At 46.9% G+C, this 13399-nt stretch carries 11 protein-coding genes; 10 read left to right on the top strand and 1 reads right to left on the bottom strand.

Features of this window, described 5'->3' with window-relative positions; all coding sequences use genetic code 11:
- Nucleotides 1–221: 221 nt before the first annotated feature.
- On the bottom strand, nucleotides 222–1193 hold the full coding sequence (locus CWB99_RS22115) for a transposase (RefSeq protein ID WP_138686226.1): 972 nt from the start codon (nucleotides 1191–1193) through the stop codon (nucleotides 222–224).
- A 202-nt stretch (nucleotides 1194–1395) separates the two neighbouring features.
- On the opposite strand from CWB99_RS22115, the gene CWB99_RS22110 reads away from it, so the two are divergent.
- The 10 genes from CWB99_RS22110 to CWB99_RS22065 all read left to right on the top strand — a co-directional run bounded on the left by CWB99_RS22110 (nucleotide 1396) and on the right by CWB99_RS22065 (nucleotide 13399).
- Nucleotides 1396–1980, top strand: coding sequence for a hypothetical protein (locus tag CWB99_RS22110; RefSeq protein ID WP_138551412.1), 585 nt, complete (start codon nucleotides 1396–1398; stop codon nucleotides 1978–1980).
- A 625-nt stretch (nucleotides 1981–2605) separates the two neighbouring features.
- Nucleotides 2606–3079, top strand: a complete 474-nt coding sequence (locus CWB99_RS22105) for a hypothetical protein (protein ID WP_138551413.1) — start codon at nucleotides 2606–2608, stop codon at nucleotides 3077–3079.
- 427 nt (nucleotides 3080–3506) lie between these two features.
- Entirely contained in the window at nucleotides 3507–4046 is a 540-nt protein-coding gene (locus tag CWB99_RS22100) for a hypothetical protein (protein ID WP_138551414.1), read from the top strand.
- Between the two features lie 412 nt (nucleotides 4047–4458).
- Nucleotides 4459–4788, top strand: a complete 330-nt coding sequence (locus tag CWB99_RS22095) for a hypothetical protein (RefSeq protein WP_138551415.1) — start codon at nucleotides 4459–4461, stop codon at nucleotides 4786–4788.
- Between the two features lie 288 nt (nucleotides 4789–5076).
- Complete coding sequence (locus CWB99_RS22090; RefSeq protein ID WP_138551416.1) at nucleotides 5077–5820, top strand: MipA/OmpV family protein; 744 nt, start codon at nucleotides 5077–5079, stop codon at nucleotides 5818–5820.
- Nucleotides 5810–6877 (top strand): efflux RND transporter periplasmic adaptor subunit, encoded by a 1068-nt coding sequence (locus CWB99_RS22085; RefSeq protein ID WP_171045431.1) that lies wholly within the window; start codon nucleotides 5810–5812, stop codon nucleotides 6875–6877. Before CWB99_RS22090 ends, CWB99_RS22085 begins: the two co-directional genes overlap by 11 nt.
- Before the next feature lie 3 nt (nucleotides 6878–6880).
- On the top strand, nucleotides 6881–9928 hold the full coding sequence (locus CWB99_RS22080) for an efflux RND transporter permease subunit (protein ID WP_138551418.1): 3048 nt from the start codon (nucleotides 6881–6883) through the stop codon (nucleotides 9926–9928).
- 58 nt (nucleotides 9929–9986) lie between these two features.
- Nucleotides 9987–10652 (top strand): response regulator, encoded by a 666-nt coding sequence (locus tag CWB99_RS22075; RefSeq protein WP_138551419.1) that lies wholly within the window; start codon nucleotides 9987–9989, stop codon nucleotides 10650–10652.
- The gene (locus CWB99_RS22070; protein ID WP_138551420.1) at nucleotides 10649–12025 is read left to right on the top strand and encodes a sensor histidine kinase; all 1377 of its coding nucleotides are present in this window, start codon (nucleotides 10649–10651) and stop codon (nucleotides 12023–12025) included. Before CWB99_RS22075 ends, CWB99_RS22070 begins: the two co-directional genes overlap by 4 nt.
- A gap of 1017 nt (nucleotides 12026–13042) precedes the next feature.
- Nucleotides 13043–13399 (top strand): hypothetical protein, encoded by a 357-nt coding sequence (locus tag CWB99_RS22065; protein ID WP_138551421.1) that lies wholly within the window; start codon nucleotides 13043–13045, stop codon nucleotides 13397–13399.

The following is a 13399-nucleotide window of genomic DNA, read 5'->3' as shown; positions in this document are numbered from 1 at the left end:
GATAAGAAACAAAACATCAGTAAGCTCATGATGTTGATTGATAGAAGAACGCTGATCTTCAACAAGTTCAAGGTGGCTAAATAACGACATAATTAACAAATAGATAGTGATAATGAGGACGTTATTAGATCAGAAAAGAGGCAGGTGTTAAAGCCTTTTTACAAAGTGCGATCCCGCTGTGAGTGCGACAGTCATCACTTGAAGTTAGGATAATGGCAAAACTAACCTAATAAGCGCTCACAATTAACCAGATTGGGGCGTCGCTTTTTTTGCAGATGTTCACAGTATTCAGTCAAGACTTGCTGTCTGCCGACTGCACCGTGGAATACTTTGGTGAATCGTGTGGTGAGTTTTAGCCAGTTTTCAGGCTCTATTTGCAATCTGGCGAGAATAGTCTGAGCATCACTGATGTGACCTCGCTTGTCTGCACGAATGCATCGGCCTGTAAGCTCAACCAGTTCAATGTAGTATTCAAGCTCAAAGGGTAGCCCTTTGGGCATGTTTTGCTTGGGGTTGCCAGCGAAGCGAAGAAGATTCTCTGGTTGCTTGCCTTGCTGTGCGTGTTCAATACGCTTTTTGATACTGGTGAACTCAGATGCATCGGGTGTGCTGGCCATTTTGGCCCGGATAGGGTTGAGGTCAACATAGGCCATGCAGGCAGCCAGGGCTGCTTCATCGAGTAATGCCTGAGACTTAAACCTGCCTTCCCAGAACCGGCCTTTGCAGCCATCTTCCTTATTGGCACGACGGGCAATGTCTTCGTTCAGTACGCGCATAAACCAGCTAATACTCGCAAGTCTCTCCCTATACTTCTCGATAATATCATCTAGCATCAAACGCTCGGACGGATTAAGTTCGTTACCTTCGATGAATTTGTGCGTCAGCCAGTTTCCCTTAAATAGCTTATGCCAGCGGATGACGATGGCTTTGTCATTCAATCGATTGGCTTTTTTATCATCCACATATAAAACGATATGGGTATGATTGCTCATGACAGCGTAAGCGCAGATATCGATACAGAAAATGGTGGCCAGCAGGAGAAGCTTTTCTTCAACCCATTCACGACGATGTTCATAAGATTGGCCTGTTAATGGGTCCTCACCACATAGAAAGGCACGCCGTACGCAGCGAGAGACGCAATGGTAGTATTTTGTGTCAACTAAGCTGACCTGGCTTTTCCGTGCCGTAGGCATTTGGTTCGTCCTTATCCTTGAAGTAGATAAAGAGCATAGAAGCAGAAAGTATAGTCGACAAGTTTTGGAGTGGGTGTCGTTTGAGCTTATCGTTTTGAGCTTCTCGAATGGTTCCGCTTCGCCTCACATTTTAGTAAACTGCACTATTGCTGCTTATTGTGGCGTCAAGTAATAAGCTCACTAGATTCTCAAGAGAAATACGATGGAATTCATACAGAAGAAAAAATCAAATAAACATACATTTACACTACACGATGATTACTTTAATTTTGCATATGAAGATAAGTCAGGCTCAGGTGATACTGACATGAATTACGCCGACTTTCCGCAGAAATCATCGGTTCAAATAGAGCAAAATGATTGGCTTCGAAATGTGGGCTATCTTTGGATAGCGCTTGGGATTTTCCAACTTGGCTACGCTGTTTACAATGGCGCGCCATTGAGTGGCAAAGGTTTTTGGGTGCTGGTTGGTTCGGCATGCGTTCTCTGGGCCTATTTTTCCAAGGTTAAATACTCGGTTTTTCGTGCCGAAAGAGGAAATGTTTTTGTCATTCAAGATAAAAACCATGACCAGATAATTGATGAGCTAAATAAGAGAAGAAACTCTCAGCTTTTGCAATGGTATGGTGAAGTGAACCCAGAAAACGAATTGGAAAACGAAATTCAAAAGTTTAAATGGCTCGCAGAGCAGGGAGTAATTACTAATGAAGAGGCCGAGTATAAAATTGCACAGGCTGAGCTTCTAAAAAAGGATGATTTTGAATTACCCGGGGAGCGCCTGAATTAATGCCTAATAAAGAGTGACTTGAGTAGCCCCATTTTGTATTACGGTTTTTTAGTGCTCAGTATAAAAAGCAAGCGTGTGCATCTACTTTTAACTTCATTCTGGTCAAAGTGGATATGAAGAAATGCCTTCAAGTTATAATGATGATTGTCGTCTAATTTTGTACCGGTGTTTATTATGAAAATAAACGTCTTTTCGACGAGCAAGATACAACAATCGCAGTAATGGTTTCTGCATTGGTCATCGATAATTCTCCATGGTTAATATTATTGGTTTGATTTTTTGGTGAACTGATTACGTTGTATGACCGCGTAGTTCATGCCTGAATTCAGTGTTATTATTTCAGGGTTAAGATGACTATAAACAGGCGCTATCTCTGAACCTAGGTGTTTGGGCAGCAGCCTTGTGGCGGCTGCTAAGTCGTTTGCAAATGCTGCAAAAAGATATTCAAGCGCTTAAGCACAAGCGGTATTTTTACCTAAGCATAAATGATTTAAGGTTTTACAAGGCAAGTGACTAGGTGGTAGGCCAGTTTCAATTAGGTATGGCGATGGTTACATTGCATCTATAGTTGGCGCGTATTTTGATACAAGCATGGTCTATCAGGGACCATATAAAGGAAATTGCCATGTTGATGTATAAATCCGCCGCTTCAGGCTATTTGCCTGCTCAGAGCAATGTAGAAAACGGAAATAAATTGCCGGAAAGCGGTAATAATGATTCAGGCTTTACTCAGCAGCTTGCTTTAGAGATGCCGATGTACCAGACATCTGATATTAGCTTGCAGTATCAACGAAAAGAATTACAAACAACAATACGAAACGAGAGCTTCCTGGGGGAAATGCAGGAGGCCATGTTAATGCAGCGGCTGGGAGTTGATATTGAAAAAATAAAGCAGCTGAAAGAAAAGCTTGAAGAACTTGAAGATCTTTTTGAGTCAGGTGGAATATCTGAAAAAGAATTTAACCAGAAAGCCTCAAAGATAGAAGAAATGATTGCAGAGGAATACCAAAAAGGACAAGAGCGGGCGCAAGAACACGAGCAAAGAGAGGGCATCCTGGTTACTAAATTTAAAAAGGATGCGTCCAAAGATATCGAGTAAGGTGCGATTAACAACCCATTTAATCGATGCGAACTCAGACTATTCCTGCCATTAAAAATTCCCAAGCACCTGATGATGCATAACTATATTGGAAAAACGGGCTTCATTATACTAAAAGACCGGCATAAAACAGCGCGGCTCGAGCTGAAAAACGAACAAGGGCCAAAGGAGCCGTTTGCGAGGGCAACAGGTCATCGTGCTGCTACCCAATAAGTAATATGGCGATTTACGGGCTTTAATAATCAGGTATTTTAAAACAGGGAGTGGATGGAATGTATTTATCATGGACAGTTGTAGGGGTATCTAAAATCATGGTTGTTTGTGTATTTTTTTTAGTTGTAATGTTTGCTTTTTTTGGGTTTAATGCACGCGGTTAAAATTTGACAGGTGCTTGTAATGTAGCACCTTTATGTAGTGGGAAGTAAATATGTTTAGAACCATGGTTGTTGTTTGTACACTTTTTCTGTCTGGTTGCGCGCAACTGGCATATGACGCTAAGAAGCCTTTGCCCGAAGGACATGGCTTAGCTTTAGCCCGTTTTAGTACCTCTGGTGATATTGGTAATGCTCAATTCATTACCCGAAATACACAAAAAATGCTAGACAACTACAGCTTCGTTCTAAAAGACACCCGGGAAAAGTTGATTGTTCTGCCACTGCCTGTTGGCACACACGAAATTGACCAAGTGTTATACATGCAAGGCTCTAAGCTAATTGACCCCGATTTAAACTGCCTTGGCACTTTTGATATAGAAGAAAATAGCGTCACTTATATCGGGGATATCCATTTTCATGTGAATGACTACGATAACTATATTTTATTTTCATCGCATTCATGGAGAGTGCTGGTAAAAGAGAACTTCGAGCAAGCGCTTGAGGAAATAAAAACACGGCATCCGGAAATTGATACCAAATTTGCCATCAAAAGCGGTGTGGTTGGCCCATTTTCATGTGAGCAAGATGAATAAAGTACTTTTTCTTTGTTAATAAATAAGAGGCCTATAACTTGTTGGCCTCCATTCTAACTGTGTAAACCAGAATCTTTTGTTCTTCGGTTGTGCCATGTGTTTCCGCGAAAAACCTCTGTAAGGTAAATACCCTACTTAGCCCTGGTAACGGTTGGGTGCTGCAGTACATGCTCGCCAGTCATCTAAAAGAGAATCTGTGGCACCAATTCTATAGTGCTTATTGAGAGGTAGACGGACACATGACTATGCAGGTAATGCAATTACTAATGCTAATGTGTTTTGAGTAGATGTTGCTGCAGTGTCAGGGGAGAGGCTTGAGATATAAAAAATCCATTTTGCGATGTCTAGAGCTTATATTTGTTTTAGTTGTACAATGCGCAAACTTACAATAATGCCTATTTGGGAGTTACTCATGAAATACCTACTTGCCGCGTGTATACTTTTTAGCGGTGCATCTTTTGCTACTTCTAACCAAACAGGAAAGATCACCTCACTTTTAACGGGGCCGATTTATGGTGACAAGCTGTTTTTTAATGTAGATGGAACAATAAACAACAAACCATCATGCCATACAAATGAACATTTCGATTATGTTCTAGATATATCTACACCGTCAGGTCAGGCTTACATGAGTTTAATTATGACTGCATACGCTGCCGATAAAACAGTCACTGTCACTGGGTATGATAAATGCTCCATTTACATCGGTGTATCGAATTTCAGATCTATAAACACAAAATAGGATACAACGGCCAGATTGTGATGAGCATTCATTCCCAGAGTGCTCATCAGGCATGCGATAGTGCACCAGAAACTATAATCCAGGGCCCCAAGCTGCCTAATGGTAAAGCGCTGCAGTCTATTTTTCTTCATTGCTTCCCCGTCAAGGTCTTTGTAGTCTCACCCCTAATCTCCATTCTCATAAAATTACCACCGTGTAAGTTTCAAGAAAGTTTGTTCCTTTAAATTTTGCTTAACCCCGGACAAAAGTGTTGTCCGATAGAGTAATTTTGATTAATGGAGCATGGTAATGAATAAAACAGTTTCTTTGATTTCTCTGGCATTAATGAGTTTTTCAACCCTGGCTGATGATCAGGAGCAAGGCGTTCAATGGGGAATTGGTGCGGCGGTTGTATCTCAGGATCAGGGCTACACCGATGTTGGCAATGAGACCATTTTAGTGCCCGCTCTGGCCATACAATATGGCAACTTTTCATTACTGGGGCCACGTGGCAGCTACAAAGTCTGGCAGCAGGAAAATATAGAGTTCTCAGTGGTGGGGCTGCTGAGGCTGGACGGCTACGAGGAAGCCGACGGTGATATTTTCCTGGGGATGGAAGACAGGGATATGAGCTTTGATTTTGGCTTTGAAGGGGAATTTGATACAGAGTTTGGCGAGTTCGGTTTTTCCTTTATGCATGATGTTACCAGTACCCACAAAGGCTATGAAGCCAGTGTCAGCTATGGTGTGCCATTTACGCTTGGTGACGGGCGGATAACGCCTTATGTCTCTGCAAGTTACCTGAGTGAGGATCTGGTTGATTATTACTATGGTGTATTACCAACAGAGCAGCGTGCCGGGCGCATCGCTTATACAGGCGACGCCACCATGAATCTTGAAGTGGGTGTCTCAAGTGATTGGTTTTTTGGTCGTAACCATATGATAAAAGCCGATCTGAGTTACACCGCTTATGGCAGCGAAATAAAAGATTCTCCGCTTATCGAGCAATCCGGTGCTGTGCAGTTATTGTTGGGGTATGTGTATGTCTTCTAAAGCGCTTATCCTTTTGAGTCTGGTCGCCATGCTGGGCTGCCAGGATCAGCAACGAGAAGTAAATACTGAGGCACAAACAAACCATGCCAGAGTGACTCAGTTTGCCACTGCGATGCCAGAGCGGGTAATCGAAGTGCCACTGAAAGTGTTTTTTGGCCAGATAGAAGGGGCCGAAGACACCCAGCTGGCCGCGTTAAAATCGGGGAGGGTTGAAAAGCTCTGGGTACGTGCCGGGCAATTTGTGACACGTGGTACAGTACTGATGGAGCTCTATGATCCAGTTGCATATGCTCAGCTTGAACAAGCGCGGGCAGAGCTTCAGCGCACACAGGCAGAGCTGACCAACAGTCTGGCTGAATTCGAACGCGCCGAGGCACTGGTTAAACGCAATTTGCAAACACAGTCGCAGCTAGATCAACGCCGACGTAATCTGGATATGGCTTATCAGCAAGTGAATAAAGCACAGGCCGAGGTAAATGCCGCTCGCAATCAGCTTGCTGAGCTTACTATCAGCGCCCCGTTCGACGGGGTCGTGAGCGATCTACTGGTAAGGCGTAAGGAGTTTGCTGAGGCTGGCCAGACGGTGCTGAACTTTCAGGCTGCATCCGCTTTACATGCCCGTTTTGCGATACCTGAGGAAGTGGCACTGACAATCAATGAGCAGGAGTATGTGGAGGTTTTTGTGCCGGCGCTGAACGAGTCGGTAACAGGCCAGATAGTGGAGCGTACCTTACCGCTTGGGTTGCGCGCTCCCTTCTTTTTTTTGAAAGTCCGGCTGGAAGCACACAATCAGACCTGGATGGGCCTGAATGCGCAACTAAAAATTCCGCTTTCAGATCAGCCTTTGTATCGCCTGCCTGGTGGTGCCTTACACTATGACGATGCCAGTCAGCCCTATGTGGTGCTGCAATCAGAGCCTGAACAACGCCGTTATGTTCAGGTAATAACTGGGCGTGCCCACCATATTCTTGTCAGCAGCTCTGAGCCACTTGAATCGCCCGCACTGATATTTGCTGATAGCCGCATGCTGCTGAGCCACTCGTTTAATAAGGAGTAAGTTGTGATTCGACCTCCCTGGTTTGTTAATCCTCGCCTTATTTTGGGCCTGGTATGTATTTTGTGTCTTGCCGGGTTGGGTGGCTGGTTCAGCGCCCCGGAGCAAGAAGATCCCAGCTTTCCGTATCGCAATGGCTTGATAGTACTCAATGCCAATGGCCTGGAAGCTGAATCTCTGGCACAGCGCTACGTTAGGCCTCTGGAGCGTGTTTTAGCGCAAATAGATGAAATCCAGACCTACAGTGCTCAGGTGAAACACGGCTCCGCGTCGCTGGATATAGAGCTGAAAGAAACCGTGTATCACACCGAGCAGGTTTGGCAACGGATCAAAGAAGGGGTTGCCCCCATACGCCAGAGTAATCCGGCGCTGTCTATGACTATCTTAGATCGCGTGCAGGACACCCAGGGTATTTTATTGTCTGTTAGCAGACGGGGCGACCTGCTTCAGGAGCGCCAACTCGCCATTGAGTTGCGAGATCAGATATTGGCGCTTAGTACAGTGCGCAATGCTCAGCTGGTGGGCGACCCGGGCAGCCAGATAGCGGTGGCCTATTCGCAGCAAACTATGTTGCAAACGGGTGTCACGCCCTTGCAGATTGCTCAGCGTATCGGCGGTGCCAATCAGATTGACTCGGTTGCCAGTATCACCGACGACCGGGCTAACCTTATCCTGTCACCTGTGGCTCAACTGGACTCTTTGGCCGAGCTTAAGGGGAAGCTCGTAGCAACCAGCCAGGGCCAGCAATTGCCTTTATCTACGCTGGCCGATATCCATTATCGTCCAGACCCAAAAGCCAGTGAGTCTTTTTGGATCAACGGCCAGCAACGCGTTGGTGTGGCGGTGACTCTGGTGCCAAACCGGATCCGCATTGCACAGGCGGGCGAGCAAGTTACCCAGCTGGTTGAGCAATTCAATGAGGTTTATGGGGCAAACGCTGTCACGATAGAGCTGTTTCAGCCCAGGTGGGCAAAAAAGCGCAAAGACGGGCTAATGCAATCGTTAATGCTGAGCCTGGTTGCCATTGCTGTTATTTTGTTTATTTTCCTGTCTGCCAGTGGCGCTGTGAGTGTATGTATTGCCGTTATGGTTATCACATTGTCGGCCATTGCCGCTTTTAGTGCGATGGATGGAGTACTGCATCAGATGACCATTGCCGGGCTGATTTTATCTTTAGGTCTGATGGTCGACAACTGCATTGTGGTTGCAGAGCGATTTAACCGGCATATGTCTGCGAGCAGCGAACCATTACACAGTGCCATCCAAAGTATCACCGAGTTGTGGCGTCCACTGTGTGCTGCAACCGTGACAACCATTGCGGCGTTTTTGCCAATGCTGATGGCCAAAGGCAGTGTGGCCGATTTTATCGCCAGTATTCCGGTCATGGTGATCCTGTGTATTGTGGCTAGTTACGCCATTGCGTTAACGCTGGTGCCTTTGCTGAACCGTTACTTACCTGTGCGTAAAAGCCCGGTTTCTCGCTGGCAGCAGCAACTGCAACATATTTTAGAGCAGGGCGCACTGACTTTATCCAAGTTTACCCTGCAGCACAAAACCCTGACGTTAGTTGCTGTATTTGGACTATGCGCCGGGTTGATGTCGCTGCCGCAGGCTGATGGTGAGTTTTTTCCAAAAACCAACCGTAATCAGGCCATTGTGGATGTGGAGCTGCCCATGGGCACGCACAAGCAGCTCACTGCAAGTACATTAAACCGGATAGCTGAAGACATCAGTGCACATGCCGATGTGCGGCGCACCCTGGTATTCAATGGTTTCTCCGGCCCGCGCTTCTACTACAACCTGGCGCAAAAACCGGATGAAAGCCATATTGGCCGGGTGGTACTGACCGCCCAAGCACATATCGATATGGCGTTGCTGGTTGAACAGCTGAACGAGCAACTGCAAAGCAACTACCCGGAAGTCATTCTGCGAGCCCGGGAGCTCGGACAAGGGCCGCCACTGGAAAGTACGGTGGTAATGTGGCTAAGCGGTGAAGACTATAAAGTCTTACGTCGGGCCGGCGAAGAGGTATTTGCCTTGCTGAGCTCAGATGGGCGGTTTGACGCTCCCGGCAAAGCTTACTCGGGGGCGGTGCCTCAGCTGACCATGACTTTTGATCAGCAACGGCTGAGTCAGCTTGGCCTCACTGAAAGTCAGCTTAATGATTATCTGGCATGGCGCAGTGCAGGGCTAACCATGACTCAGGTGAGCTTTAATGATGAGCCTACATCCGTTGTGCTGTATGACCCGGATTCAAGTCATGACAGTATTGATCTGATGAACACCGGCGTACTGACCTCACTGACCGAAAAACCTGTGCCGGTTCATGCGCTTGCTGATACTCAGATAGTCGGCCAGCCAGCAATTTTGGCGCGCAGAAATGGTGTGCCCGTGGTTAAACTGATCAGCGAAGTTGCACCGGGCGTGGATGAGACTGAGCTGCTCACTGAGCTGATGCCAGAGCTGACTGCTATTGCCGAGCGATATGGATTACAGTTAGCTTTTGGCGGAGAAATGGCTGAGTCTGGCGAGGCAAACAATGCCTTGTTTAAAACCCTGCCAGCTGGTGCGCTGTTGCTCTTTATTGCCTTGGTACTGCAGTTTAATTCGTTACGTTTAACTTTGCTGGTGATGCTGAGCATTCCCTTTGCCGTCATTGGTGCGCCGGCTATGCTGAGCCTGGCTCAGGTGCCGTTCGGGTTTATGTCGGTGTTAGGGATCCTGGCACTGGCAGGAATAGTCGTGAACAATGCTATCTTATTGATCGACGGTACTTTGTTGTACGTACAAGCGGGGAAGAATACGCAGGCAGCTATTATGTTATCGGTACAAAACAGGGTGCGTCCTGTTATAGTCACTTCGGTCACAACCATAGTGGGTATGCTACCTTTAACCTCGGCCAGCAGTCCTCTGTGGCCGCCACTGGCATGGGCTGTGATTGGCGGGTTGATCACTTCAACCATTCTGGTGCTGGTGGTGATCCCTGTTCTGCTGCAATGGTTGCTATCCAAGCGTACCAGGTCAATGCCAATTGCATTACCTGAGCTGACGTAAAACCTGTCTGGAATAAAGTGGTACAAGTAACGTAAGGCAAGAGAATGGAGAAAGTAGTATGCGCATATTGATCACCGAAGATAACCTGCAACTGGCGAGCTTTATTCAGCAGGCCATGACAAAAGAAGGCTACGCGACTGATATAGCCACCAGTGCGGGCGCATTACGCGATCAAATGGCATTATGGCACTACGACGCCATTATTCTGGATCTCGGGTTGCCCGACAAAGACGGACTTGATGTGATTGCTGCTTTACGGGGGGCCGACAACCCGGTTCCGGTGCTTATCTTAACTGCGCGGGGCAGTGTGGATGATCGCATTGCCGGCTTGGATCTGGGTGCAGATGACTATATCAACAAGCCGTTTGATATCGGCGAGCTACTGGCGCGGCTGCGCGCTTTGCTTCGTCGTCCAAGTCAGTACACTGGCACTTTATTGTCTCATGGTAACCTGGCGCTTGACCCGAAATCTCGTCGCGTAACGGTAGGCAGCGAGAACCTTTCAATGGGTAAGACAGAAGTGGCCATTTTGGAATATCTGCTGCGCCATGTAGGCTTAACCGTGGGCAAAGATGCATTGTACGACGCCATTTACGCCATGGGGTTTGAAGTAACCGACAACGCTTTGCAGGTGGCGGTACACCGAATTCGCAAAAAGCTTGATGGTACTGAGGCGGGCGTCACCATTAAAACGCTCCGTGGCATAGGATATATACTGGCATGAAAATCATAAAAAACTCGCTCGCCCGCAAGATTTACCTGCATTTTATTCTGATAGGCTCGGTGGTGTTCACCGGAATAGGTGTGATCTTGCACCTGTTTTCGATGAACTATGCCAATCTGGCGCTCGAAGTCAGTATGAAAGGCATGATTGAGGACGTAGGGGATGCACTGCATTTTGAGCAACAGCAACTTGTGTATACCCCTGATAATGTGATTGAAAAGTGGGGCTATGACGCCCTGTACAATAACTTTGCGTTTCGTGTTCTGCGCGCCGAGGATGGTCAGGTATTGCTCCAGTCTGTAAACAGTGAGCAGGGCTCTGAAGCACTGGCAGCGCTGACCGACACCATTGCGCTTGGGTATTCGCATCTTGATGGCGTTGATCGTTTTCGTACCGAACTCACGCTGGACGGACAGGCACTGTTGCTGGACATGGCACGCAATGACCTGATCACAGAATTGGCAAACGAAGCTGTGATCCCGGCACTAAACCGGGTGACGGCCATCACCATTTTTGCCGCATTTGGGGTGTTTATGGTGGTGGGGTACTTATCGGTGCGCTCTGTGGTGCGGCCCGTTAAAACCGTAGCTGGCCAGTTAAAGCAGATCAAACCGGAACAGCTTAGCTTCAGGCTCAGTAACGAAGGGTTGCCATATGAGATTCAGCCGATTGTGGATTCACTGAACCAGGCCATGGAGCGGGTAGAGGGAGGCTTTGATGAACAAAAGCGCTTTGTGGCCAACGCCGCCCATGAGCTTAAAACCCCACTGGCCGTGCTTAATACCCGCGTTCAGCTGGCCGATATTGCCCCCCAGATCCGCGAAGAAATCGTCAACGATGTCGCCTATATGAGTCGGGTGGTGCAACAACTCTTAGATCTCTCTCGCGCGCAAAACTTTGTGGTGTACAACAAGGTACCGGTAAGCCTGTCAGCGCTGGCACAGGAAGTTTGCATGATGCTGGCACCGCTGGCAGTACAGTTTGATAAGGAGTTAAGCCTGGATACGGAACCAGGCACAGCTCAGATCCTCGCAGACAAAGCCGCCGTGCACATTATGATTAAAAACCTGGTCGAAAACGCTCTGAAACACTCACAAGACAATGCCAAAATTCAGGTCAGAGTGAGTGCCACTGAGTTGGAAGTGAGCGACAACGGCCCCGGGATCCAGTCGCAATTCTACGACCGCCTGTTTGAACGCTTCTGGAGGCAGGAACAATCCACCCTGAGCGGCAGTGGACTGGGCCTGTCTATCGTCAAAGAAGTTGTCGACTTTCACGACGCCAAACTCACGGTTACCTGCAAAAACGAGCAAGGCGGCGCAAGCTTTAAAGTAGTGTTCGGGGAGCGTGAGGCTCAACCCGAACGGTTGTGAGATGAATCTGAATTGTAACAGGGCGGTTTTCTGCTCAGTCACCTCGCTATACAAACGACTCCGTCATCCCGGACGCTTGCGAGCCGGGATCTACTTAAACACCGCGCAGCAGTGACAGGTTCCAGGCGCACCTCATAAACAACGCCGTCACTGCCAAACAACTCCGTCATCCCGGACGCTTGCGAGCCGGGATCTACTCAAACACCGCACAGCAATGCGAGATTCCAGACGCACCTCATAAACAACTCCGTCATCCCGGACGCTTGCGAGCCGGGATCTACTTAAACACCGCGCAGCAGTGACAGGTTCCAGGCGCACCTCACAAACAACGCCGCCACTTCCAAACAACTCCGTCATCCCGGACGCGTGCGAGCCGGGATCTACTCAAACACCGCGCAGCAGTGTCAGGTTTCAGGCGCTCCTCACCAACATTACCTACTAACAACTCCGTCATCCCGGACGCTTGCGAGCCGGGATCTATTCAAAAACCACTCTGCAGTGTCACGTTACAGACGCTTCGCACAATCAACTCTGTCATCTCAGACGCACTTGAAAAATAACCCAGCCATCATAAAACAACCCCGTCACTGCCAAACAACGTTGTTATTCCGAATGCGTGCGAGCCTGGATAAATTTGACTAGATGATTCTTTCAAAAGTTATAAATCACTCCAACCTTAAATGCTGATTATTTATACAGGTATAAGCAAATGTAGTCAGTTTCCATGTCAAATTTCTCGTTTTCTCTGCGCTTGAAGGTCTCGTTTAAGTGAAATACCGATTTAAGTTTAATAGATTCATAAGGTTAGTAGTTTTACATAACGAGACCCCAAGTCTCGCTATGAACAAGGCTCGGTTTCAACAAAGGCATTTTGGCTTGAGTGACTAGTACAATAGTGGTAGGTTATTTTTCTTATTATGAATAAAATAATTTAGCTGTGGATCTGTACGGTTTTAGGAACTGGATCTAACCGGTATTCACACTAATAAGCTGTATATGTTGCATATGGAAATGTCGATGGTTCATCAACTTCGTGAAAATTATCGAAAAGAAACTTTTGATACATTGGATCTAATCTCGTCGAAAACTGAGCAATTGGATTATCAAAATAAAGTTCCAATAGCTCAAGTCTCAGCAGAATTATTCTGGTCTTGGGAATCATGCTACCAAGATGTAAATGATCGTGATTGGTATCAGGATATCTTTTCAAATAAAGAATTGGAAATCCTCCAAAAATTTGACGTAACATTTGAAGCCGTATGGTCTGAAATGGGGCGAGATATTCCCTATATCACTGATTTTATCCAAACAAAGCAGTGGCTTACTTTATCAAAAGCAGCTAAGTTAGCTCTATTAGAGTTAGCTGCAACATAA

The sequence above is a fragment of the Pseudoalteromonas rubra genome (assembly GCF_005887095.1).
Classification (GTDB): domain Bacteria; phylum Pseudomonadota; class Gammaproteobacteria; order Enterobacterales; family Alteromonadaceae; genus Pseudoalteromonas; species Pseudoalteromonas rubra_E.
The sequence above is the reverse complement of the archived record's forward strand: the minus strand, read 5'-3'. Positions and strand labels throughout refer to the sequence as shown.